A 25,511-nucleotide genomic window follows, 5' to 3' on the forward strand; every position below is an offset into this window, starting at 1 on the left:
CGTTAAGCTTTCTGTTATAGAATCATGCCCTCCAGTTTTCTGGTCAGACCCTCTATCTTTTTATCCCTTGGTTCAATTAATAATCAGTGTGGGGATGAACAAAGTCCCCACTGATTAAAGTTTCACTTTATATCGAAATATGAAAAATAAAGAGTTATGTGATATATATTAAATATCTTATATAACAAATTTAAAAGACAATATGCAAAATTGCATGAAAATTCTTTTAAATAAAAAAGAATCCTAGTCAATTAAACTAGGATTCTTGCTTTTCTATTATTTCTCTTGTGTTTTTTCCCAATCAGCTAAGAATTTCTCAATTCCTTGATCTGTTAATGGGTGCTTCACTAATGAAGCAATTACGTTTGCTGGGATTGTTGCAATATGTGCACCGTTTAATGCTGCGTCAGTTACGTGAACACTGTGACGTACAGATGCTGCAATGATTTCTGTTTCGATGCCATGAATCGCAAAGATTTCTGCGATTTGACGAATTAAGTCCATACCGTTATGACCGATATCGTCTAAGCGACCTAAGAATGGTGAAACGTATGTTGCACCAGCACGAGCTGCAAGTAACGCTTGAACTGCTGAGAATACTAATGTAACGTTTGTACGAATTCCTAAGTCAGAGAATGCTTTTACTGCTTTTAAACCTTCTGTTGTCATTGGAACTTTTACAACAACGTTTGGAGCAATTTTCGCTAATTCTTTTCCTTCTTCAATCATTTTATCAGCTTCTAAGCTAATTACTTCTGCACTTACAGGACCTTCTACAACGTTGCAAATTTCACGAATGCGCTCGTGAAAATCTACGCCTTCTTTTGCTACAAGTGATGGATTTGTCGTTACTCCAGCTAATACGCCTAATGCATTTGCCTCTTTAATTTCGTTAATGTTTGCTGTATCAATAAAGAATTTCATTTGTTATTCTTCCTTCCTAATTTTCATTTTATATTTATTTTTTTTTCTTAATAAGCTCTAATTCAATCGGAATAGATTTGTCCACTTTTTTACCTTGTGTTATCTCTTTTGCTGTTTGCATCGCCTTCTCTCCGATTAATTCTGGTTTTTGAGCGACTGTTGCAGCCATACGCCCATCGTTAACCGCTTTCACAGCATCTTCTGTTGCATCAAATCCAACAACTACTACATCTGTTTTTCCAGCAGACTTCAACGCTTCAAGTGCACCTAATGCCATCTCGTCGTTATGAGCAAACACGGCTTTAATATCGCTATTTGCTTGCAAAATGTTTTCCATAACAGATAATCCTTTCGCCCTATCAAAATCAGCCGCTTGTTTTGCAACTACTTTTAAAGACTTATCGGCTACGTTATGGAATCCTTTCCCACGTTCACGAGCGGCAGAGGATCCAGGGATTCCTTCTAACTCAGCAACGTTTGCTCCTTCGCCGACTAATTCACGAATGTAATCACTAGCCATTTGACCACCTTCAATATTATTAGAGGCAATGTGAGAAACAACCTTACCTGAATTTGCAACGCGGTCTACTGTAATAACAGGAACGTTCGCTGCATTTGCAGCACTTACCGCTGAAGCAACAGCATCTGAATCGGTCGGGTTAATAACAACTACATCGACACCTTTTTGAATTAAATCTTCAACATCGTTCGTTTGCTTTGCTGCATCATTTTGTGCATCAACAGCAATCAATTCAATGCCGCTTTCTTTCGCCTTCTTTTCTGCACCCTTTTTCAAAGTTACAAAGAAGGGATTATTTAAAGTTGAAACAGAGAATCCAACTTTAATAGTTTTATTTCGACCTTTATCGCTAGAATCCTTTGCCCATTCTGGTGGTTCCATTGAACAACCAGCAGTAACGACCATAATACATGCAACGAGTATAAGTAACCATTTCTTCATGAACTGTCCCTCCATTACGCTTCTTTTCTGCGATCAATTAATACAGCTAGTAAGATTACAAGTCCTTTTACAACTTGTTGGAAGAAAGAAGATACACCTAATAAATTTAAACCGTTATTTAGTACACCAATAATAAGTACACCGATGAATGTACCAACAATCCATCCTCTTCCCCCAGAAAGACTTGTTCCACCTAATACAACTGCTGCAATTGCATCTAATTCGTAAGAAGTACCTGCAGTCGGCTGTGCAGAATCTAATCGTGATGTTAAGACAATACCTGCAAGCGCTGCCAAAATTCCGGAAAGACCGTAAATCATTACTTTAATTCTCGTAACATTAATACCTGATAGTGCTGCTGCTTCTTCATTTCCACCAATTGCAAATGTACGGCGACCAAATGTCGTTTTCTTCAAAATGAAGTACAGTACTGCGAAAGCGATCATCATTGTAACAGCGGGTACCGGAATACCAAGAAAATAACCACGGCCAAACATTTGGAACATTAAATGATCACCAAGACCAGTGATCGGACGTCCGTCCATATAAACAAGCGTCAACCCACGAAAAATAGTCATTGTTGCTAAAGTTGCAATAAATGGAGCTACTTTTCCTTTCGCAATGATGATACCGTTTACAATTCCCATTACAAGACCTGCTAATAGTCCAACTGCCATTGCAAGGAACGGATCCATGCCACTTGCCATCATTCCAGCTACAAGTGCACTTGATAATGCTAAAATAGAACCTACCGATAAGTCAATACCCCCTGTTAAAATTACGAAGGTCATTCCGAATGCAATAAGCGCATTAATCGATACTTGACGCAGTATATTAAATAAATTTGGAATTTCAATAAACGCTGGATTTAAAGCTGTAATTACGACGATAATTAATACTAAACCGATTAAAGAACCAAGTTGTTGTAATACATTCCCCTTCTTAGCCATCCTTACTCTCCCCCTGTAGCTAGTGCCATAATAGACTCTTGTGATGCCTCATCTTTCCCTAAAACTCCGCCGACTTTTCCTTCATGAATAACAAGAACTCGATCACTCATCCCTAAAACTTCCGGAAGCTCAGATGATACCATAATAACGGCATCGCCTTGCTCTGTAAGCTTATTCATAATAGAGTAAATTTCTTTTTTCGCTCCAACATCAACACCCCTTGTTGGCTCATCTAAAATGAGTAATTGCGGATGAATGCCTAACCATTTTGCGATTACAATCTTTTGCTGATTTCCACCAGAAAGAGATTTCACTGCCTGCTCTCCGCTAGATGCTTTCACATTAAGAAGCTTCATCATATCCTCTGTAAACTGTTGTTCTAGCTCGTTGCTTAGAACACTTCCCTTTGAAAGACTTTCTAAATTCGGTAAAGCTAAATTTTCTCGAATTGAAAAATCTAACACTAATCCTTCAGACTTTCTATCTTCTGTAATGAAAGCAATTCTTTGTCTAATTGCATCTATTGGACTATCAATCTTTACTTCTTGTCCATTTATAAAAATTTGTCCAGAGTCTAAAGGTTCATAACCAAATATCGCTTTCATAATATCAGTGCGACCAGCCCCCATCAAACCAGCTACACCAAGGATTTCACCTTTCCTCACTTGAAACGAAACATTTTCAAATTTCCCTTTCTTCGTTCCGTTACGCATTTCAAAAATGACATCACCAATTTGACTATTTCGCTCTGGGTAACGTTCACCAATGCTGCGCCCCACCATCATACTCACTACTTCATCAAATGATGTTTCTGGAATTAATCTCTTTCCCACGTATTCTCCATCACGCAAAATCGTAATAGCATCACATATTGAGAAAATCTCTTCCATACGATGCGAAATGTACACGAATGAAACACCTTCTTTACGTAACTTATTGATTACTGTAAAGAGCGTTTCGATTTCACGATCCGTCAGTGCCGCAGTAGGTTCATCCATAATAATAACGCTCGCGTTTGTCATTAATGCTTTCGCAATTTCGATAATTTGCTGTTGTCCAACCGATAATTCCTCTGCTAACATAGCGCCTCTTACATGCAACCCTAACTCCGCTAGTTGCTGCTGCGCAATCGCGTTCATTTGTCGAGTGCGTAAAATACCTGTTTTCCCATACATTAACTCTTTACCGAGAAACATATTTTCAGCTACTGTTAAATTCGGCAATATGTTTAGTTCTTGATGTATAAATGCGATGCCGTACTCTTCAGCTTCTTTCGCATTTTTAAAGGTGCGCTCTTGCCCATCAATTGTGATTGTCCCACCATCTTTTTTGTATACACCTGTTAAAATCTTCATGAGCGTTGATTTACCCGCTCCATTTTCCCCCATCAATGCATGGACTTCTCCTGTTTCAATCATAAACTGTGCATTCTTCAGAACAGGATTTCCATTGAACGCCTTTGAAATGTTTTTCATTTCAATATGCATTCCCATCACTTCCCTTTATTAAAAAATCACGCCTGCATGTAAAATTACATTTGCATAAGGCGTAGCCTCGCCTGTACGAATAATCGCCTTCGCTTTCTTTGTATGCTCTTTAAATTGCTCATGAGATACATACTCAAATGCTGGCTCTGTTAATTTCTGCTCGATCTCTTTATTTACTGCCGCATTATTTATAATGACTTCTTCTGCTAACGTCACTTTTTCGATTACCATATCATCAGCTACAACTTGTAACACTTCTAAAAAACTCGGTTTTCCAATCTCAACAGCTAAATCAATTCGTTTTACTCCATCCGGAATCGGTAACCCGCAATCAGCAATTACAACCGTATCTGTATGCCCAAGTGAAGCAAGGACTGCCGCGATTTCACTATTTAATACACCATGCTTTTTCATCCAACAATCACCTGCACTTCACGTACTCGATCTCTCGTTGGCATACCGCCCTGTGCTCCAAGTTTCGTTACAGAAAGACCACCGGCAATATTCGCGAAACGAATTGCTTTTTGAAGTGTCTCTCCTTCAGAAAGTGCAACTGCTAACGCACCATTAAATGTATCACCAGCTCCAGTTGTATCCACTACATCAACAGCAATGCTAGGAACATGTACAATCTCCGTGCCATTATGGAAACGAACACCGTTAGAACCTTCTGTCATCAATAATTTATTGGGATACTTCGCCAATAAATCTTCAATTGGTGATGTAAAATCATCTAATACGATGCGGCACTCATGTTCATTTGGCGTAATATAAGTTGCCTTTTCTAAAATGTCTTCTGATAAAACTTGTGCTGGCGCTGGATTTAACATAACAGGAATATTATGTTCCTCACAAATAGCCAATACATATTTTACTGTTTCAAGTGGAATTTCTAGTTGAAGAACAACCATATCCGCTTTTACAAGAAGGTCTTTGGAGCGATCTACAACTGACTTATTTACAAGAGCATTTGCCCCTTGTACGACAACAATACTGTTATCTTCTTCTGCTAAAACGATATGAGCAATTCCTGTCGTTCCATCTGTAACCGGTACCACATAATCGATAAAAATGCGTTCGTTCTCTAGATTTTTTCTAACTACTGTTCCATAATCATCATTTCCTACCGCTCCAACCATTGCTACATTTGCTCCTAACCTAGCTGCAGCAACTGCTTGGTTTGCCCCTTTCCCTCCTGGGATTGTATGAAACGCTTCACCAATTACTGTTTCTCCTGCTTTCGGGCGTTTTTTTGAAACAGCCACTAAGTCCATTGAAATGCTTCCTACTACTGCAATATTTGGCATCTGTTTCATCTCCTTACTTCGTTGTATTTCGTTCTATAATTTCAATCGGCAAACGATAATGTTTCTCTTCTAATGTATTTCCTTCCATTTGCTCTAACAACAACTCTGTTGCAATTTTCCCCATTTCATATATCGGTTGTGCAACTGTCGTAATAGATGGATACATCATTTCCGTTAAAGAAATGCCATCAAATCCGATAATTTGTAAATCATCTGGAATGGCAATCCCCTTTTGAAGTGCCGCCTTTACAATACCGATCGCAATTAAATCATTCCCAGCGACAATACCATCAATATGCGGGTATTCTTCTAATAATTCCATCGCTACACGCTCACTATTTGCTGGATCAAACGTACTCTCTGCAATCATATATGAAAGATTATTTTGCGTAATAACGTCTACAAAACCTTCAAAACGTTCATTTGCAGTACTCACATCACGTGGACCGCGAATATGTGCAATATGTTTACATCCTTTATCTAGTAACAACTTTGTCGCAGCCTGACTTCCTGCATAGTTATCTGCATATACAGTAGGAATACGCTCATTAAACATACGGTCAATCGCAACAACTGGAACAGATAAATTCATGTAATTAACACTATTTTGTGGATTCGTTGCTACAATAAATCCATCTACATTATTTTGTCTAAGTACATCAATATATTGTTTCTCTTTTTCTAAACTTTCATCAGAGTTACAAAGGACAACTGTGTAACCTTGTTTATGTGCTACATCTTCTACGGCACGTGCAACTTCCGGAAAGAATGGATTCACGATATTTGGAACAACTAAGCCAATTAAACGAGACTTTTTATTATACAGTGAACGCGCTACTGTACTAGGCTTATAATCTAACATCTCAATTGCACGTTCTACCTTTTTTAATGTATCTTCGTGAACATATCCATTTTTATTTAGAACTCTGGAAACGGTCGCAACAGATACTCCCGCTAATTTCGCAACGTCTTTGATCGTACTCATTCTCTTTTCTCCTCATTTCATGTAACCGTTTACAGAAAATAATATAACGTATTTCTAAAAATACGTCAATCATTTCTCACTAAAAAGCTTTTAAGGTTATACTCAAAAAAGCACCGCCATAAGGCGATGCTTCTTCATTACGAGTATGATACAGTTTTTTCTTTTTCTTCTACAACAGGCTCTTTAGCATCTTTTTTACGATCTGATAATTTAATTTTTTGTAAGAAAATCGTAAAGATGGCACCTACTACGATAAATACTAATCCTGTTAAGAATACAGTATGAAGCGAGTCTACTAAAGAGTTTTTCAAAATAGGTACAATGCTGTTAGCGAACGCTTCTGGCATTTGTTTTAATGCCTCTGGGCTAAATAGCATTGAATATAAACCTTGTGGATCTGTGTGAATCATATCTTTAAATTTCGTTACCATTTGTCCCGCTTCTTTCGGGAATGTATCTAATACAGGTACTAAATTTTTTGTTAATGTCGTACCTGAAGTGTTATTCATAATTGACCCTAAAATTGTAATACCAAATGTACCACCGATTTGTCGGAAGAATTGACTTGATGACGTTACGACACCAAGGTCTTTTTTCGGGAAGCTTTCTTGTAACGCTAATGTTAATGTAGGCATTACAAGACCCATTCCTAAACCGATAACCATCATATAAGAAGTAGCTGTAAGCTTCGTTGTGTGCATATCCATCGTTGTTAATAACCAGAAACCACCGGCCATAATAAGCATACCTGCGATAATTTGTGGTTTTACACCAACTTTTAATACAAGTTGCCCACCGATAATACTCATCACAATCATTGTAATCATCATTGGAGTCATAATTGTTCCTGATTCAGCAGCACTTACTCCTACAATCCCTTGCATGAAGAATGGTACGAACATAATCGCACCGAACATTCCAATACTCATAAAGAATCCAATCGCATTCAGTATTGTAAATGTGCGATTTTTAAAGAAGTGCATTGGTAAAATTGGCTCTTCAGCTTTCGTTTCAACGATAACAAAGCTAACGATACCAATTACAGCTAGTGCAAATAAACCGATAATTTGCCAAGAATCCCATGCATAATCTTTTCCGCCAAACGTTAGCGCAAGTAATAAACTTACAACACCGAGAATCATCGTAAAGATTCCAGCGATATCAATTTTAATTGGTCCTGTTTGTTTATGTGATTTTAATCCCATTGCAATAAAGATTGTTGCTAAAATACCAACCGGTAAGTTAATGTAGAATACCCATCTCCAGTTCACTGCATCTACAATCCAACCACCAACTTGTGGTCCAATTACAGAAGCAAGGCCGTATAACGCCCCAAAAATACCTTGCCATTTCGCACGTTCTTTTCCCGTGAACATATCTCCAATAATAATCATAGCCATTGGCATCATAATACCGCCACCAAGACCTTGAATACCACGGAAAATAATTAATTCTGTCATACCATTTGCCATACCACATAACGCCGAACCAATCATGAAAATAACTAGCCCTGTTATATATACGTTACGACGACCAAGTAAATCAGCTAATTTACCTGCAATTGGTACAACTGTCGTTGATGTTAACATATAAGCTGTTGTTAACCATGTCATTAAGCTTAATCCACCTAGGTCACCGACGATACGTGGCATTGCTGTACCGACAATTGTTCCATCTAATGCAGCAAATAGCATCGCGATAATTAAACCGATTAACAACAACTTTCTATTTTGATTTTCTTGTTGCTCCATGTAATCTCCTCAATTCCTCTTAGTTATTCTCTTTTTTCTCTTGTGTCCCGCAAATAATGGTTTCTAACTTCTCAAAGAGACGTAATAAATCTTCTCTTTCTTGCAACTCTAAATGTGAAAAGTATTTTGCAATATGCTCGTTACGAGCTGTCATTGCCTCTTCTACTCTAGCTTTCCCCTTTTTCGTTAACTCGATGATGACAACGCGACGGTCATCTTTGTCGTGATAGCGTTCTACAAGTTCTTGATCGATTAGACGATCAATCATCACTGTAATCGCGCTAGGCTTCACATACATCTTTTTCGCTAATGTTGTCGCTCTTGAAGCCCCATAATGATCTAGAATCTTTAAAATATAAAACTGCGGTGGTGTAAGTCCTGTCGCTTGCATTTGTTCTAATAACTCCGTTTGCATTTTCTTTCCAATCGAAAAGGCAAGAGCTTGAATTTTATCGATATGCGTCATATCATTTGGCATGTTATCCACCTCTTATTTAAACAATAAAATATTTAATGTATTTAAATATTAATCCCACGAATAAAATCCGTCAATACTTTTATTCATAAAAACGTTTACATTTTTGTCACAAAGTTGTATAATTTTCGACGAAGTTAATATTGACAGTCACGGAGAAACGGAGTACACGGCTATGAATCATAAAAAAGGAAACTTTTTTATATTTCATGGCCTTTTTATGTTCTCTGTCTTAAAACGCTTCGAATTAATTAGGGGAGGATTTTCATTTTATGTTTTTCACACAATTATTTAAACCTGCGCCCCACGCGGAACGCTTACCAGCTGATCGCGTTGATAGCGAATACCGTAAATTACGTTTACAAGTATTCTTAGGTATCTTCATCGGTTATGCAGGTTACTACTTTGTTCGAAAAAACTTTTCACTAGCAATGCCATACTTAATCGAGCAAGGCTTTAGTAAAGGGGAACTTGGGGTTATCCTTTCAGCAGTTTCTATTGCTTACGGATTAAGTAAATTTCTTATGGGTATCGTATCCGATCGTTGTAATCCTCGCTACTTTTTAGCAGCTGGGCTATTTTTATCAGGTATCATTAATATTATTTTCGGCTCATTTTCTTTCATTACAACGAGCATTATACTTATGTTTGTACTTCAGTTTTTAAATGGATGGGTACAAGGTATGGGATGGCCTCCTTGTGGTCGTACGATGGTTCACTGGTTCTCTATTAGCGAACGTGGTACAAAAATGTCCATTTGGAACGTCGCTCATAATGTTGGCGGAGCGCTTATGCCTTCCCTTGTAACATTAGGCTTATACTTCTTCGCAGATGACTGGAAAAGTATTTTTTACTTCCCAGGTATTCTTTCAATTTTAGTTGGTATTTATGTATTAATTACGATGAAAGATACGCCTCAATCTTGCGGACTACCTTCTATTGAAGAACATACTGGGGAATATCCACCAGATGAAAAAGTAAAAGATCGCGAACGCGAGCTTTCAGTAAAGGAAATTTTATTTAAATACGTATTAAACAATAAGTTTTTATGGTACATCGCTATTGCGAACGTTTTCGTATATTTCGTACGTTACGGCGTTGTAGACTGGGCTCCTACTTATTTAGTAGAAGAAAAAAGCTTTACTCATAGTAGCTCACGTACTGCTTACGCTCTATATGAATGGGCTGGTATTCCAGGTACACTTCTTTGCGGATGGATGAGTGATAAACTATTTAAAGGACGTCGTGCACCTGCTGGTATTTTATTTATGGTTGGTGTATTTATCGCAGTTCTTGTTTACTGGTTAAACCCTCCTGGTAATCCAATGGTTGATAGTATCGCACTTGTCGCAATTGGATTTTTAATTTACGGACCGGTTATGTTAATTGGTCTACACGCTCTAGATTTAGCACCAAAGAAAGCTGCTGGAACTGCAGCAGGCTTAACTGGATTCTTCGGTTACTTAGGCGGAGCAGCTTTCGCTAGTGCAGCTATGGGCTTTATCGTAGATGCATTCGGATGGGATGGCGGATTCATCTTATTACTTGCATCTTGCGTACTTGCAATGTTCTTCCTTGCTCTTACTTTAAATACAGGGTCAGTAAAATCAAAACAAGCTTAAATAATATATAACAACCATAAAAATAGCTCTTAGCATTTACATACATGCTAAGAGCTATTTTTTATTTTCATTGCTGTTCCTACTAATGATAACAACCAATTCCTTCCCTACTATAAGATTAAAAGATTTGATGAAACACCTTTATTAAAACAGCTAACGTAACAGATGCAGCAAATCCCCCTAAACAAATAAGACTGACACCTTGGCTATATGACAAATTTTGAAATGATTTCATTGCTTCCATCCTCCCTATCTCCCCTTTGATACTTTTATTTTACCAATGGGAAAAATTTCATAACATCGATTTCTCTAACAACTAACTTACAAATTTGTAAGTTAACATCTTTTCAACTTATATATCTAGTATTTCCACAAATAAGAGTCATTTATACATAAAAAAAGACCTCAGTTATACTAAGATCTTCGTTACATTCTATTTCATTTTACAATCATCACTGGACATTTCACACGCTTTGCTATTTTATGACTTACACTTCCCAGCACCATTTCTTGCAGTGTATTGAGCCCTCTACTTCCAGCAATGACAAGATCTATATCTCCTGTATTTACATATTGAACAATTGTATCTCCAGGATCACCATGTAATATCGTAATTGTATAAGAAATGTTCTCTTTCTTTAATAAACCTTCAATCTCTTTTAATTTATCTTTTCGACTAGCTGATATTGTTTCTAAATCTGTTTGACCTTGTATAATATCTGATTTTGCCGTTCTATTATCTACTACGTACACAACTTCAACATTTGTTTCTTCGCTACATTTTGCAATATATGTTGCATGTTCCGCTGCTCGAAGTGCATGTTCAGAACCGTCACATGCTAATATAATTTGTTTGTACATATGCTGAATCCCCTTTTCGTTATCCTACTCGTATTATATAATAAAGCCCCCTAAAAAGGAGGCTTTTAACTAGCAATTCTTTTATTATAAGTAGCTAAATTTGCAACAAGTTTTGAGCTACGTTCATTTAATCCTGTTATACTTACTTTCACACCACTTTGTTCATACTTCATGATAACTTTATCAATTGATGCCACTGCTGAATCATCCCATACGTGCGCATGAGTAAAATTCATTTCAATTTCTTTTACATCTTCATTAAATGAAAAATTAGTTATGAAATCGGCTGTAGATGCAAAGAAAAGTTGACCGTGAATTTCGTATATTTTCTTATTTTCAATATATAAATGTTTCACGTGAATCTTTGCCATATTGAATGCAAATAAAACCGCACTAATTACTGTTCCGATAATTACACCTAATGCTAAATTATGTGTAATTAGGACAATCACAACTGTTACGATCATAACAAATGAGTTTCCTTTTGGTACTTTATGAATTGTTGTTACAGAGTTCCAATCAAACGTTCCGATTGAAACCATAATCATAACTGCAACTAAAGCTGCCATCGGAATATGAACGACATAATCTCCTAAAACGAATAGTAATACGATTAAAAATCCGCCCGCTACAAATGTTGATAGGCGACCTCGTCCACCTGATTTAATATTAATAACAGATTGACCGATCATTGCACAACCTGCCATTCCTCCGAAGAAACCAGCAACAATGTTTGCGATCCCTTGTCCGCGTGCCTCTTTATGCTTATTACTTTCCGTATGCGTCATATCATCTAAAACTGAAGCTGTTAATAATGATTCTAGTAAACCGATAATTGCAAGCATAACTGCATACGGTAAAATAATCCCTAATGTCTCAAGTGTAAAAGGCACGTCAGGAATACTAAAGAACGGTAATTCTTTCGGCAGGCTTCCCATATCTCCTACTGTTTTCAACTGTAATCCGCTCATAAGTGCAATACTCGTCACAATAATAATTGAAATAAGCGTAGAAGGTACAACCGTTGTAATACGTGGAAATAAATATATAATTGCAAGTCCTAATACAACGAGTGCATACATTTGCCAAGTTGCATTTTTAAAATGTGGCAATTGCGCTGTAAAAACTAAAATTCCAAGTGAATTTAAAAAACCACTCATAACAGATTTCGGAACAAACTTCATAAATGAGCTCAGTTTGAACACGCCAAAAATAATTTGGACAATACCTGTTAATATTGTTGTAGCAAATAAATATTGCAAACCATGATCTTTAACAAGCGTTACCATTAATAATGCCATTGCACCTGTTGCAGCTGAAATCATTCCAGTTCTCCCGCCAACAAATGAAATGGTAACTGCAATACAAAAGGCTGCGTATAGTCCAACTGTCGGATCCACGCCTGCAATAACAGAGAAGGCTATCGCTTCAGGGATTAACGCTAAAGCAACGACAATTCCTGATAACACGTCCCCTCTCACATTAGAAAACCAGTCATTTTTTATCGTTTGAAACAAAATACCACTCCTCTACTCCTTTATAATTTGATTTTCTCCATAAGAAAATCTAGCCGACTGCACGAAAGCTATTATATAACGAGTAGAAGATTTTTTGCTATGTAAAAGTTTCCTAAAGAAAAAGACACTACCTTAGTAGCATCTTTTTTCATTTCATTAATGTCCACCGTGTCCTTGACCACTTTCCTGAACAATTTCTAACCTCTCATCTAGTATTCCTTGTGTTTCAAATGAAATATCACTCGTACTTCCTAATAAGAAACCGTGATTATATGGTCCAAGTGTTGGATCATCTTTAAACTTCGGCTGAATGCTTGCAAGGAAGTCATACACTGGTTGTGAAGCTTTACCTTCTTCTAATAATACAACAGGTGCATGTTTACCCATATGTGAAAAAGGTGCCCCAGCAACTGCTAAATCTGGTGTTTTACTTGAAACAAATGATAAACCGTGACCAGGTTTTGTGAATCCCCAGCCAAATTTTGTTTTTTCATCTTTAAATTTAGCGAACGCAATCGAGTTTTCTGTAGGGGTCTCTCCACTAATACGCGTTACTTTCCCGTATTTGCTTAGCTCTTTTTCTACTTCTTTTGAAACAATTTTTTCTGGCCCTAATACATATATATTTGCTTTATCTTTTCTCATTTTTAGTGCCTCTATTGTCGCTTCTGGCACTTTATTCTTTTCTGTATAGAGTAGTGGTTCCGGCATATGAGAAATCCAATTTACAGCGGGGGTTGTATATAAACGTCCTTCTTCTGCAGACGAACCGATAATAACACTATTTGGGTAGCTTCCTGTTATATCGGCATACTCCTTATCAACATCCTTCGCAAATATAGCTGGGTCCGTTTCTTTTATTTGTTTTACTTTATAACCTTTTAATTGTTCAAGCGCGCTAGTACCTACATCTCCCATCACCATAATTTGTGTTCCATCTTTCGTTCCGATTGGATTTAATCGTTTTATTTCTTTTAACGTCATTTCCGGTATCTTTTCTTTTTCTATAAATAAAATCGGCCCGTTATTCGGATGATGAATAAGATCTGCACTCGCAATACCTAATTGCCACTCGCTTGCTGGTACTAAAATAACAGCACCTGGCTGGTTCTCCTTATGAGTTGCTGGCCATATCGTTTGCGAAGTTAATACTGCCATTTGCGAAGGATCATTTGTGTTTAATCTCGTTACATTTTTTAAACTTGTCGTTAATAAATCATTAGATGCACCTTGGTTCATTTCTTTTGGCGCCGTTACCTCCTGATTCATTTTCATTTCCTTTTGTTCTGTTTTCTTCTCTTTTGTAGATTCATGGTTTTTATGGTCTGTATTCGTTTGTCCGCATGCAGCAAGACCAACTGCTGTAATTATTGTTATCCCAAAAATTCGGGTCATTTTTTTCACTATACCGCCTCCGTATTAATCATTTTTGAGCCAATATGATTACCTAAAATGTAATTTCAACTCCACAATAACAAGCAATTCTGAAGAAATTATGCAGACACATCATAATCTGCACCATTTCTTCATGATTTTGCATTACACTTTAAGTAACGATTATAAATATGGAGGGCTCTCTATGATTGATATACTGCTCGTAGACGATGAACCGAGAATGCTTGAATTATTAACGCTTTATCTTACACCAATTGGATATAACTGCGTATGTGCGACTTCAGGAGAAGAAGCTATTTTACATATAGAAAATCGAAACTTTAAATTTGTTTTACTCGATATTATGATGCCAAAGATGGACGGATGGGAAACGTGCAAAAAAATCCGATCTTTTAGTAACATTCCTATTATTATGGTTACAGCTCGTGATCAAACAGTAGATGTCGTTCAAGGATTAAAAATTGGAGCCGATGATTACGTAACGAAACCTTTCCATGAAGAAGAACTTTTCGCAAGAATTGAAGCCGTTTTAAGACGTACAAATGAACATAAACAAATCCAATATCACGGTATTGTATGGGATGAAACAAAACACTTCGTTTCTGTCCATAATGAAGAACTCCTTCTCACACCAATTGAATTTTCTTTACTCGGATTATTTTTACGCCATGTGAACTACGTATTAAACCGTGATCAGCTCATCGAACGAATTTGGGGATTAAACACAAATACAGAAGATCGCACAGTCGATTCACATATTCGTAATTTACGTGATAAATTGCGAAAAGCAAATTTTCCTATTGATCATCATTTAAAAACCGTGTATGGAATAGGTTATCGATGGATTGATACTGAACAGTAAGGGGCAAAACGATGAAACGAATTTCAATTCAATTCGGATTTTATTTTTTAATTGTTACACTTTTAATTGAAAGTGTTCTCTTTATTTTGCTCTATTATAGTCTTGTAAACACTAGAGTAAATGAAGAAATGACAGCTTTATTAAAGCGAGGAAATAGTCATCGAGATGTACTTGAAAAATATTACGATGAGCAAACCATCTCTCACGTAGCATTAATGGAATCTGAAGCTGAAACAACTGTCGTTATTACAAATGCAAATAAAGAAATACTAGCTAAATCTAACGAAATAAACACGACTATAAACGATCATATTAGTAAAATGCAAACTCGAACAGACCATAATGGAGCGATTATAGAAAATCATTGGAAAACATCTAATTATATATGTACAGTTAGCCCCATTGTAGTAGATGGAAAACATGAAGGCTATGTGTACATGTTTCTTGGAACAGAATCAATTGAAAAGTTAGTTAATGGATTAACGAAACAATTCATTATTGCTGGTGCCATCACATTTCTACTCACAGTCATCACAATTTTCCTATTATCACGTTTATTAACAAAACCATTGTTACACATGAAACATGCAACTGAAAAAATGAGTAAAGGCGATTTGTCCGTTTCGTTAACGACTACTCGTAATGATGAAATTGGTGAACTGGCATCATCTATTCAAACGCTCGCAAATGATTTGCATTATATGAAAACAGAGCGAAGTGAATTTCTAGCAAGTGTTGCTCACGAATTACGAACACCGTTAACATACGTAAGAGGTTATGCTGACATTGCTTTAAAAGAAAGCACCCCTTCTGAACAACGTTTGCGATATTTATCAATTATAAAAGATGAGTCTGATTACATTACAAACTTAGTTCAAGATTTATTTTCACTTGCACAAATGGAACAACATAACTTTTCTATTCAAGTAAAGGAAGTGCATTTACACACCTTCCTTACGCGTATATGTGAAAAAGTAAACGCCATGTATAAAGAAAGGTACAGTAAAGTTTCTTTCTCTTGTCCTCCTACACTGCTAGTAAACTTAGATGAACAACGATTCGAACAAGTTGTGGTGAATATTTTAAATAACGCTTATAGACATTCAAAAGAGCATTCTCATATAAACATTTCTGTTACAGAAGAACATAAACATATTTCCATTGCAATTGAAGATGAAGGCGAAGGTATTCCACCTGAAGACCTCCCTCACATTTTTGACCGCTTTTACCGTGTCGATAAAGCAAGATCACGAGCTACAGGTGGAACTGGTTTAGGACTATCTATCGTGAAAGAAATTGTAGAGCTACACGGCGGGACGATTACTGTCACGAGTGAAGTTGATCATGGATCTTGTTTTATCATTTCATTACCATCTGTAAAGAAACACGACTACCATCAGTAGTCGTGTTTCTTTATCCCGCATTAACGGGCAGTAAGACCCCTACATCAAAATTCAGCGGAAGCAAAGAAGTTAGGTGGGGGATCAACTGCCCGTAAAAGCCCGATTGGTTCAACTAATAATCAGTGGGAGATGAACAAAACCCCCACTGATTAAAGTTTCACTTTATCATTTTACTTTATAATATAAATTTACAAATTGCCCAAAACGTTTCGTATCCGTCAAAGTTAAATTAATTTCTGGGTTCTTGTCTTGAAATAACGGAACTCCAGAACCTAATATATGCGGTGTAATCGTAACAACATATTCATCAATTAGATTATTCTTAAAGAATTCTCTCAGTAGCTCTCCTCCACCAACCATCCATATTTTAGATCCTTCTTTTGCTTTTAACCTTTTTGTAAACTCCACTACATCTTCATTTACAAACTCTACGTTTCCGTCTGAACCTTTTTCTGAACGAGAAAAAACATAACATGATTTATCTAAGTACGGGAATGTTTCCGTATGCTCTACTACATAGTCGTACGTTTTCTTTCCCATAATTATTGTATCAATTGTTTCATACATTTCTGTATAACCGTTATCTCCCTCTCCTTCTGTTTCCATTAACCACTCTAAATCATCATTTTCTTTCGCAATATATCCATCTAAGCTCGCCGCAATAAATAAAACTATTTCACGTGACATATCTTTTCCTCCTTGCATCTCATCTTGATAACATATGATGTAAACAATATACTAACAATAAAACATGACAATTTATGTCATGTTAAAAAGAAAAAAGGTGATACATTTGTCAAAAGCTAAACGCTTATTAGATATTCTTATATTTGCTTCTGCCAAAAAGACATTTACAGCGCAAGAAATAGCTGATGAATTTAATATCTCCGTTCGTACTGTCCATAGATACATTTTAGATTTAAGTGATATGGGGTTGCCCATTTACGCAGAACAAGGTCGTAACGGCGGCTATAAAGTATTAACGAATAGAGTAATTCCGCCTATTTTATTTACGGAAGAAGAAGCAGTCTCTATCTTTTTTGCTTTTCAATCTTTAAGTTACTATCGCGACTTACCTTTTAACACAGAAATCAATTCCGTTACACATAAACTGTATAGCTCCCTACAACATGATGCAAAAACGAAAGTTGATAAAATACGTTCTTACATCGCTTTTTGGAATCCTAAGCGCACAATTGATACACCTCTTTTAAACGAAGTGTTAACCGCGGCTATTGAAAATAAAAATTTACACTTTCAATACGAATCTAAATCGGGGTTAAAAACAAAACACGTTCATCCTATCGGTGTATATGCTCATGACGGGCTATGGTATTTACCGTCCTATGACTTCAGTAGAAAAAAAGTATTACTGTATCGCATCGATCGTATTCTTTCCATATTATCAACGGAAGAAAATGAGGATACATTCATGAATTTAGAAGAGTGGTTTGCCTCTAACTCTAACGTAGTACACATCCCTACTCAGTTACATGTTTTACTGACAACAGAAGGCGTACGCCAATGTAAAAGCGTCCCTTATCTTGAGGAATTCGTTATAATAAACGAGGATGGGACAGGATATATAAATTCAACAATTGATAAAGGAGAAATCAATTTTATTACCCCTTTATTTTATAGACTCGGAAAAGATGCAAAAGTTTTAGAACCGACAGAATTGATAGATGGTTTACGTATGCGTGCGAAAGAAGTTTTAAGTATGTATGAAGACTAAAAAGGCGTAAGAGAAATTCTCTTACGCCTTTTTAGTGTGCAGTATTTTCTCTATCTCTTCTTTTAACAACGTCTTTATTTCTTCCAAATTATGATTCTTCTTTTCTCCCGATTGTACCGTATAAAACTCAGCAAATGAACGCTCTTTATATCTTGGTACAACATGCATATGATAGTGCGTAAGTTCATTAAAGATTCCACCATTTTGACAAATCGTAATTCCGTCAGGTTTATATAATACCTTAATCGCTTTTGCAATCAGCTTAGAAGCATCCATAATGGATTTTGCTACAACATCATCTAATTCGTCTACTTCTACAACATGTTGCTTTGGCACAATTAAAGTATGTCCTGTATAGAAAGGTTCATGATCTAAAAAACATGTTACATAGTCATCTTCATATATTTTATATATTTTTTCCTCTTCGTTTGCTAATTTACAACCTAAACATTCCATCATACTTTCTCCCTTTATTAAAAACATAAAAACGTGAGAGCCGTATTCTCACGTTTTTATGTTTCATTTTATCCCGCATTAACGGGCAGTAAGATCCCTATCTCAAAATTCTGCTGTAAAGCAAAGAAGTGAAATAGGAGATCAACTGCCCGTAAAAGCCCGATTGGTTCAACTAGTAATCAGTGGGGGATAAACACTCCCACTGATTACAGTTTCACTTTATTAATTCAATTGTTTCCGTAACCTTTATACTATCTTTTACAGATTGAACAATCGTACAATTTTTCACTGCAAGTTGCAGCGCCTTGTCCAGCTGCTCTTCTGTAATGTTTTCTGCTTTAATTTTATAGTGCAAATGAACACTTTCAACTGGCTTCGATAAAGCTTCACTTCTACCAATTTCAGTTTCGATTGTAAACGTATCATATGTAATACGTTTCTTTTCTAAAATTGTTCGAAAGACAATTGCACTACATCCTGCGATAGAAGAAATGAGTAATTGTAACGGTGAATACCCGTTTTCTTTTCCAATCGCTAATTGACCATACGATAAATCTGCTTCTATATCATCGTGTTTGATTGTTAGTTTCATTTGTTTTTTCCATCTCCACTTTCATCGGTTTCTGCCGTTTCTTACTAATATAATAATATATATAGCAGAAAATGATAAATGGAATACCACAGTATAACGCCATTCTTTGTTCAGGAATAAACGCTAAACTAATAACAACAATGCTATTTGTAATTAAGGCTAAAATCGGGACAATTGGGTATAGTGGTGTTCTATACTTTAAGTCCTCTAACTTTCCTCCGCCTTTTATATACTGACTTCTAAAGCGAAGTTGCGATAGAGCAATAATGATCCAACTTGAAACAGCCGATAAACCAGCTATAGATAATAAGTACATGTATACTGTATCTTCTGCAAGGAAACTTGTGAATAAAGAAAGGCCAGCTACAGCAATCGTTACAACTAGCGCTGTAATTGGAATACCACGCTTATTTACTTTCTGGAAGGAAGTTGGTGCCATTCCTTCATTTGCAAGTGACCATAGTATACGCGTCGCTGCATATAATCCAGAGTTCGCTACAGATAATAACGCAGTAATAATAACGAAGTTCATAATATCAGCTGCGTATGGAATACCAATTTTATCAAATACGACTACGAATGGACTTTCAATTACGCCTGCTTCTTTCCAAGAAATTAATCCTACTAAAATCGTCATTGTTAAAATGAAGAATAACATAATGCGCCATACTGTATTACGGATCGCACGTGGAATTGTTTTTTCTGGATTTTCACTTTCTCCCGCTGCAATCCCGATTAACTCTGTTCCTTGGAACGAGAAGTTAACTGTAATCATTGTAAGTAATACAGCAGCTAGTCCATTCGGGAATAATCCACCATCACTTACAAAGTTAGAGAAAAGAGGTGCTGCTTCTTTTCCGTCATATGATATAAACCCTAATAATGCACTACCACCAAGAACAACAAATGCAAGAATTGTAATTACTTTAATACTAGAGAACCAAAATTCTAATTCAGCATAACTTTTCGCCGAAATTGCGTTTGAAGCATATAAAATAACGCCGAATACAAGGCACCATACCCAAACATCAACATTCGGAAACCATCTTTTCATCATTAAACCGATTGACGTTAATTCTAATCCTACTGTTACTGCCCAGCCAAGCCAATATAGCCAGCCAATCATAAAGCCTGTTCCTGGTCCAATAAACTTCGTCGCATACTTTTGGAAAGAACCTGAAACTGGCATTGCTACCGTTAACTCTCCAAGACAAAGCATTGTTAAATACATAATAAATCCGCCTACTAAATATGAAAGGATGGCTCCCCCTGGTCCAGCCTGATTAATGGTGTAACCTGAACCTAAGAAAAAACCAGTTCCGATTACACCACCTAGTGCGATCATAAATAAATGTCTACTCTTCATCGTACGATGTAATTTCTCATTCGTTGGTTGCTGCATCTAAATCCTCCCCCTACCAATACCCCTATATCTTGTTAAAATTTTCTGATAATAAAAATATACACGAAAGCGATTACATTTTCTATATAAAATTAAAACTTTTCTGATAAAATAATATAAAAAATCGAATTATTGCAAGATTTAGATTCTATTTAGAGGAAAATAAGGAGAAACAAGGAAAAAACCCTTACATATATTGTAAGAGTCAACGGAGTTCTAACCTTCTCGATAAAATTGATAAACTATAATTTACGATAAAATACATACAAGCTACTACTATAAACGTTGGAATCGTATAATTCACATTTTGTCCGCTAATAATTTGAGCATTATGCATAAGCTCTGGCAGTGATATAACGACTGCTAGTGATGTATCTTTCAGCAATGAAATAAACTGACTAACAAGCGGCGGGACCATTCTTCTTAATGCTTGCGGTAAAATAATATGCCAAAGTGCTTGAACATACGTTAATCCTGAAGATCTTGCGGCCTCAATCTGTCCTTTTTCAATAGATAATAGGCCACTTCGAACAATTTCAGATATCATTGCTGCTTCAAATATTGTTAAAGCAACAATTACAGCTGTTATAATTTCTAATTTCAATCCTGCTTCTGGAAGTGCAAAATACGTGAAAAATATAATTAAAAGTAGTGGTAAGTTTCGAATCACTTCAACGACAATTCCTAATATTTGTGAGACGACAGGGATTTTCATGTAGCGCAATATTCCTATTACGCTACCAATAATAAAACTAAGTATAATTGCTACGAGCGCTACCTCTAACGTTATAAGTAATCCTTTTAATAAAAAGAGAATATGATCTCCTGTAATTGCTCCCTTAAAATCCATTTATACCGCCTCCTTTGCTAAGCGTTTTTCTAAATAACGCACTAGCATACTGAGCGGAATTGTTAATATTAAATAAAACATCCCGACAAATATATAGACGTCGAACGTAACAAATGTCTTCGTTGAAATTAAATCTCCTTGATACATTAAATCCGTACCAGCGATAATTCCAAGTATTGAGGAGTTTTTAACTAAATTGAGAAACTGGTTTCCTAAAGGGGGAATTACAATTTTCACAGCTTGGGGTAACACAACATAATACATCGCCTGCACATACGTTAGCCCTGAAGAGCGAGCAGCTTCCATTTGCCCTTTCGCAACTGATAAAATACCAGCGCGAATGACTTCAGCAATAAAAGCTGCCGTATATACGGTAAGCGTAGCTGTTCCTGCTACAAAACCATTTAAAGTAATTCCTACTACAGGTAAAGCGAAATAAAATATAAATGCAATTAATACGAGCGGAATATTTCTTACAAATTCTACAATAGCAGCTCCCAACCAATTTAAAATGCGAATCGGTGCAATACGCATTACCGCCAAAATTACTCCTAAAATAAAGCTTCCTATTAATGCAATTACACTAGACATCACTGTATATTTAAAGCCCTCTAAATACATATCAATGTTATTCGTTAGTATAGAAAAATCAGGCACATATTCTCCCCTCTTTCTTTACAAGAAGAGGATGAGCATCCCTCATCCTCTTACTCTTCAATAAGAATAAAGCCCCACTAATTAGAGTTTCACTTTACTTCTCTTGTTTTTGACCAATCCATTTCTCATACAATTTATCGTATTCTCCATTCGCTTTCATATCTTTTAGTAAGCTATTAATCTCTTTCGTCAAATCATCTGCACCTTTTTGCACTGCAATTCCGTATGGTTCATCCGTAAAAATTTTCCCTACAACTTCATAATTTGAATCTTGTTTTGCCATGCCGTAAAGAATTGCATTATCTGTCGTTAAAACATCACCTTTTCCTGCTTTTAACGCCGTAAATGCCTCACTGTAATTTTCAAATTCTAAAACAGTCGCTTCCGGTGATTTTTGGCGAATGTTATTTGTCGATGTTGAACCTTTTACGGCTAACACTTTCACACCCTTTTTCACATCATCAATACTTTTAATATTGCTCCCTTTTTTCACGAGTAACGACTGCCCTGCTTTAAAATATACATCTGAAAAATCAACCTCTTTTTTACGTTCTTCCGTAATTGTCATTGTTGCGATAATTGCATCAATGTCACCGTTTTTCAGGAGTGGAATACGCGTTTTAGACGTTACTTCTTTTAATTCTAGTTTCTTTTCATCTCCGAGGATTTTTTTCGCAAGCGCCTTTGCAACATCAACATCAAATCCTTCTACCTGCCCTGTGGAAGGGTTTTTCAATCCAAATAAGTTCGTATCATTCTTCACCCCAACTACTAGTTTCCCGCGCTTCTTAATTTGCTCAACGGCCCCGCCTTGCTTCGTATTCGTTTCTTTCGCCTCATCTTTTTTACTTCCGCACCCAGCAACGACAAGTACGAATAAACATGAAAATACAATTAAGGTGAACAACTTTTTCATTTTAAGCATAAAATTCCTCCTTTAATGATTTAACACTCGACTTAAAAATAAACGTGCTCTTTCTTGTTCAGGACTCGCAAAAAATTGCGCCGGTGTTGTATCCTCAATGATCTCACCATCATCCATAAATAAAATCCGATCAGCTACTTCTCGCGCAAATCCCATTTCATGCGTGACAACGACCATCGTCATCCCTTCTTTAGCTAGCGTTTTCATAACATCAAGTACTTCCCCGATCATCTCTGGATCAAGAGCAGACGTAGGCTCATCAAATAGCATAATTTCCGGCTGCATCGCAAGTCCTCTAGCAATTGCCACCCGTTGCTGTTGTCCTCCGGATAATTGATGCGGATATACGTTAGCCTTCTCCGGGATTCCTACTTTCTCTAAATAAAACATTGCTGTTTTCTCTGCTTCTTCTTTGGAAACTTTATTTACTTTAATCGGTGCTAATGTAATATTTTGAAGAACCGTTTTATGTGGATATAAATAAAAATGTTGAAAGACCATCCCAATATTTCGCCGCAATTCATTCATGTCCGTTTTTTTATTGTGTACCTCTGTATTTTGTACAATTAATTCTCCATCTGTAATTGCCTCTAATTGATTTATACATCGAAGCAATGTACTTTTTCCTGATCCTGAAGGCCCGACAACTACTACCACTTCCCCTTTTTTCACTTGCACATTAATATTTTTCAAAACTTGAAAGTTACCATAATATTTATTTACATTACGAAATTCTATCAACATACTCCCCCTTCCCCTAACAATGCATGTACATTCTTTTTATATTCAAAAATAGTCCCAAAAATAACTTTTAGCTTCAATTTGTCCATAAAAAAAAGCAAAGGGTTTCCCCTTTGCTTCTTCATTTCTATTCTGTTAAGATACTTCTTCTTTCTTATCTTTCCCGTATTCATGCTCCCAAAAATCAGCATTTTTAATTCCTAATGGCCCTGGATCGAATACTGGATCTTTTCCTTCTTTTTTCTGTTTTTCATAATCCTTTAATGCGACTAATGCAGGTTTTTGTAATAGTAAAATCGCAATGATATTTACCCATGCCATAATTCCTACCCCAATGTCGCCTAAAGCCCAAGCTGTTGCTGCTGTTTTTATACAGCCATAGAATACAGCTCCTAAAAATACAAACTTTAGTACCATAGACATCCAAGGACGGTCTTTATCACGATTTAAGTATGCAATATTCGTTTCTGCAATGTAGTAATACGCCATAATTGTTGTAAACGCGAAGAATAATAACGAGATTGCAACGAAACCGTTTCCAAATCCAGGAAAAACAGATTCTACCGCCGCCTGTGTATATCCTGGTCCTGGCTGAGCACCATTTAGTTTATTAACGATAAAGTTTTTTCCGCTTGCATCAAATACGTTATACATGCCTGTAATAATCATCATAAATGCTGTTGCTGAACAAACAAATAATGTATCAATGTAAACGGAAAATGCTTGCACTAAACCTTGCTTAGCTGGATGTGATACTTCGGCTGCTGCTGCTGCGTGTGGTCCAGTCCCTTGTCCTGCTTCATTGGAATAAATACCACGTTTTACCCCCCAAGAGATTGCTAAACCGATAATACCACCGAAAGCAGCTTCTAATGCAAATGCACTTCTTATAATTAACATAAATGCTTCTGGCAATTTTTCAATATTCATAGCAACAATGACGCAAGCTACTAAAATATAGCCTATTGCCATAAACGGTACGACAACTTGCGCTACGTTAACAATTCGCTTTACTCCACCGAAAATGATAAGAGCTAATACGACAACTAATATAGCCCCTGATGCGGTAGTATTAATACCAAAAGCAGTTTCTAAACTTACAGCAATACTATTTGCTTGCACACCTGGTAGTAAAAGCCCCGTTGCAAGAATTGTCGCTGCAACGAATACTAAAGCATACCATTTCACACCTAAACCTTTTTCAATGTAATAAGCAGGTCCACCACGAAATTGTCCTTGATGTTTCGTCTTATATATTTGCGCGAGTGTTGATTCTACATAAGCTGATCCTGCTCCTAAAAAGGCTACTGCCCACATCCAAAATACAGCTCCTGGTCCACCGAATGCAACGGCTGTTGCTACCCCAGCGATATTTCCTGTTCCAACACGTCCTGATAACGAAAGTGCTAACGCTTGGAATGAAGAAACACCAGCCTCTGATTTTTCTCCTTGAAATGTCAGCTTCACCATTTCTCCTACGTGCCTTACTTGTAAAAACTTCGTTCGAATAGAAAAATATAAACCTACTCCTAAACATAAATAAACAAGTGCTGGACTCCAAACAATATTATTTAACCAATTTACGAAAGTTTCCAACATTCCCCCTCCTTCTTTATAAAGAATATTCAGAATATATATAAAATTATAAGTGCA

General features: G+C 36.5%; 25 protein-coding genes and 1 pseudogene. 4 read left to right on the forward strand and 22 right to left on the reverse strand.

What is annotated here, in order from left to right; genetic code table 11:
- Window positions 1-276: 276 nt before the first annotated feature.
- The 9 genes from fsa to ACTFRU_RS25320 form a co-directional block, all read right to left on the reverse strand.
- Entirely contained in the window at window positions 277-924 is a 648-nt protein-coding gene (fsa, locus tag ACTFRU_RS25280) for a fructose-6-phosphate aldolase (RefSeq protein ID WP_000667661.1), read from the reverse strand.
- 34 nt (window positions 925-958) lie between these two features.
- Window positions 959-1,885, reverse strand: coding sequence for a ribose ABC transporter substrate-binding protein RbsB (gene rbsB / locus ACTFRU_RS25285; RefSeq protein WP_000758998.1), 927 nt, complete (start codon window positions 1,883-1,885; stop codon window positions 959-961).
- Between the two features lie 14 nt (window positions 1,886-1,899).
- Window positions 1,900-2,835 carry an ABC transporter permease subunit gene (locus ACTFRU_RS25290; protein ID WP_001074641.1) on the reverse strand — a complete coding sequence of 312 codons (936 nt, stop codon included), beginning with the start codon at window positions 2,833-2,835 and terminating at the stop codon, window positions 1,900-1,902.
- A gap of 2 nt (window positions 2,836-2,837) precedes the next feature.
- Window positions 2,838-4,322 (reverse strand): ribose ABC transporter ATP-binding protein RbsA, encoded by a 1,485-nt coding sequence (gene rbsA, locus ACTFRU_RS25295; RefSeq protein ID WP_006918021.1) that lies wholly within the window; start codon window positions 4,320-4,322, stop codon window positions 2,838-2,840.
- An 18-nt stretch (window positions 4,323-4,340) separates the two neighbouring features.
- Window positions 4,341-4,736 (reverse strand): D-ribose pyranase, encoded by a 396-nt coding sequence (rbsD, locus tag ACTFRU_RS25300; RefSeq protein ID WP_086412264.1) that lies wholly within the window; start codon window positions 4,734-4,736, stop codon window positions 4,341-4,343.
- A complete protein-coding gene (gene rbsK, locus ACTFRU_RS25305) occupies window positions 4,733-5,629 on the reverse strand; it encodes a ribokinase (protein WP_001132860.1) in 897 nt (298 codons plus the stop codon). Before rbsK ends, rbsD begins: the two co-directional genes overlap by 4 nt.
- 13 nt (window positions 5,630-5,642) lie before the next feature.
- The gene (gene rbsR / locus ACTFRU_RS25310; RefSeq protein ID WP_000104047.1) at window positions 5,643-6,614 is read right to left on the reverse strand and encodes a ribose operon transcriptional repressor RbsR; all 972 of its coding nucleotides are present in this window, start codon (window positions 6,612-6,614) and stop codon (window positions 5,643-5,645) included.
- Between the two features lie 137 nt (window positions 6,615-6,751).
- Window positions 6,752-8,365 carry an MDR family MFS transporter gene (locus tag ACTFRU_RS25315; RefSeq protein ID WP_000437641.1) on the reverse strand — a complete coding sequence of 538 codons (1,614 nt, stop codon included), beginning with the start codon at window positions 8,363-8,365 and terminating at the stop codon, window positions 6,752-6,754.
- Window positions 8,366-8,384: 19 nt separating this feature from the next.
- Window positions 8,385-8,843 (reverse strand): MarR family winged helix-turn-helix transcriptional regulator, encoded by a 459-nt coding sequence (locus tag ACTFRU_RS25320; protein ID WP_001132365.1) that lies wholly within the window; start codon window positions 8,841-8,843, stop codon window positions 8,385-8,387.
- Window positions 8,844-9,112: 269 nt separating this feature from the next.
- Between ACTFRU_RS25320 and glpT the strand changes: the two genes are divergently transcribed.
- Window positions 9,113-10,462, forward strand: a complete 1,350-nt coding sequence (glpT, locus tag ACTFRU_RS25325) for a glycerol-3-phosphate transporter (RefSeq protein ID WP_000466385.1) — start codon at window positions 9,113-9,115, stop codon at window positions 10,460-10,462.
- 118 nt (window positions 10,463-10,580) lie between these two features.
- Here the strand turns inward: glpT and ACTFRU_RS25330 are convergent, their stop codons facing one another.
- From ACTFRU_RS25330 to ACTFRU_RS25345, 4 genes are all read right to left on the reverse strand, one after another.
- A complete protein-coding gene (locus ACTFRU_RS25330) occupies window positions 10,581-10,697 on the reverse strand; it encodes a DUF4027 family protein (RefSeq protein WP_000834733.1) in 117 nt (38 codons plus the stop codon).
- A 203-nt stretch (window positions 10,698-10,900) separates the two neighbouring features.
- Window positions 10,901-11,323, reverse strand: coding sequence for a universal stress protein (locus ACTFRU_RS25335; RefSeq protein WP_000277999.1), 423 nt, complete (start codon window positions 11,321-11,323; stop codon window positions 10,901-10,903).
- A gap of 65 nt (window positions 11,324-11,388) precedes the next feature.
- Window positions 11,389-12,840: a SulP family inorganic anion transporter gene (locus tag ACTFRU_RS25340; RefSeq protein WP_000487920.1), complete on the reverse strand. Its 1,452-nt coding sequence runs from the start codon at window positions 12,838-12,840 to the stop codon at window positions 11,389-11,391.
- A gap of 156 nt (window positions 12,841-12,996) precedes the next feature.
- Window positions 12,997-14,244: a hypothetical protein gene (locus ACTFRU_RS25345; protein ID WP_006918012.1), complete on the reverse strand. Its 1,248-nt coding sequence runs from the start codon at window positions 14,242-14,244 to the stop codon at window positions 12,997-12,999.
- A gap of 175 nt (window positions 14,245-14,419) precedes the next feature.
- Here ACTFRU_RS25345 and ACTFRU_RS25350 point away from each other — a divergent pair, with 175 nt between their 5' ends.
- Complete coding sequence (locus ACTFRU_RS25350; protein WP_006918011.1) at window positions 14,420-15,097, forward strand: response regulator transcription factor; 678 nt, start codon at window positions 14,420-14,422, stop codon at window positions 15,095-15,097.
- 11 nt (window positions 15,098-15,108) lie between these two features.
- On the forward strand, window positions 15,109-16,500 hold the full coding sequence (locus tag ACTFRU_RS25355; protein WP_006918010.1) for a sensor histidine kinase: 1,392 nt from the start codon (window positions 15,109-15,111) through the stop codon (window positions 16,498-16,500).
- A gap of 165 nt (window positions 16,501-16,665) precedes the next feature.
- On the opposite strand, the gene ACTFRU_RS25360 is transcribed toward ACTFRU_RS25355, so the two are convergent.
- Window positions 16,666-17,187 (reverse strand): dihydrofolate reductase family protein, encoded by a 522-nt coding sequence (locus ACTFRU_RS25360; protein ID WP_000085783.1) that lies wholly within the window; start codon window positions 17,185-17,187, stop codon window positions 16,666-16,668.
- A 64-nt stretch (window positions 17,188-17,251) separates the two neighbouring features.
- On the opposite strand from ACTFRU_RS25360, the gene ACTFRU_RS25365 reads away from it, so the two are divergent.
- A complete protein-coding gene (locus ACTFRU_RS25365; protein ID WP_171009799.1) occupies window positions 17,252-18,235 on the forward strand; it encodes a helix-turn-helix transcriptional regulator in 984 nt (327 codons plus the stop codon).
- A 21-nt stretch (window positions 18,236-18,256) separates the two neighbouring features.
- On the opposite strand, the gene ACTFRU_RS25370 is transcribed toward ACTFRU_RS25365, so the two are convergent.
- From ACTFRU_RS25370 to ACTFRU_RS25405, 8 genes and pseudogenes are all read right to left on the reverse strand, one after another.
- On the reverse strand, window positions 18,257-18,718 hold the full coding sequence (locus ACTFRU_RS25370; RefSeq protein WP_162840096.1) for an HIT family protein: 462 nt from the start codon (window positions 18,716-18,718) through the stop codon (window positions 18,257-18,259).
- Window positions 18,719-18,905: 187 nt separating this feature from the next.
- A complete protein-coding gene (locus tag ACTFRU_RS25375; protein WP_000778831.1) occupies window positions 18,906-19,283 on the reverse strand; it encodes an OsmC family protein in 378 nt (125 codons plus the stop codon).
- Window positions 19,258-20,685, reverse strand: coding sequence for an amino acid permease (locus tag ACTFRU_RS25380; protein WP_001187097.1), 1,428 nt, complete (start codon window positions 20,683-20,685; stop codon window positions 19,258-19,260). Before ACTFRU_RS25380 ends, ACTFRU_RS25375 begins: the two co-directional genes overlap by 26 nt.
- A 205-nt stretch (window positions 20,686-20,890) precedes the next feature.
- Window positions 20,891-21,535, reverse strand: a complete 645-nt coding sequence (locus ACTFRU_RS25385; RefSeq protein WP_000345965.1) for an amino acid ABC transporter permease — start codon at window positions 21,533-21,535, stop codon at window positions 20,891-20,893.
- A complete protein-coding gene (locus tag ACTFRU_RS25390) occupies window positions 21,536-22,192 on the reverse strand; it encodes an amino acid ABC transporter permease (RefSeq protein WP_001112676.1) in 657 nt (218 codons plus the stop codon). It lies immediately after the preceding gene.
- A 94-nt stretch (window positions 22,193-22,286) separates the two neighbouring features.
- Window positions 22,287-23,117: a glutamine ABC transporter substrate-binding protein GlnH gene (glnH, locus tag ACTFRU_RS25395; RefSeq protein WP_000916488.1), complete on the reverse strand. Its 831-nt coding sequence runs from the start codon at window positions 23,115-23,117 to the stop codon at window positions 22,287-22,289.
- A gap of 12 nt (window positions 23,118-23,129) precedes the next feature.
- Window positions 23,130-24,049 (reverse strand): annotated as a pseudogene (locus tag ACTFRU_RS25400) (amino acid ABC transporter ATP-binding protein).
- Window positions 23,994-25,454, reverse strand: a complete 1,461-nt coding sequence (locus ACTFRU_RS25405; protein ID WP_000447396.1) for an alanine/glycine:cation symporter family protein — start codon at window positions 25,452-25,454, stop codon at window positions 23,994-23,996. Before ACTFRU_RS25405 ends, ACTFRU_RS25400 begins: the two are co-directional and overlap by 56 nt.
- Window positions 25,455-25,511 lie beyond the last annotated feature (57 nt).

The sequence above is a fragment of the Bacillus cereus group sp. MYBK220-1 genome (assembly GCF_051916445.1).
In the GTDB taxonomy this organism is placed as follows: Bacteria; Bacillota; Bacilli; order Bacillales; family Bacillaceae_G; genus Bacillus_A; species Bacillus_A cereus.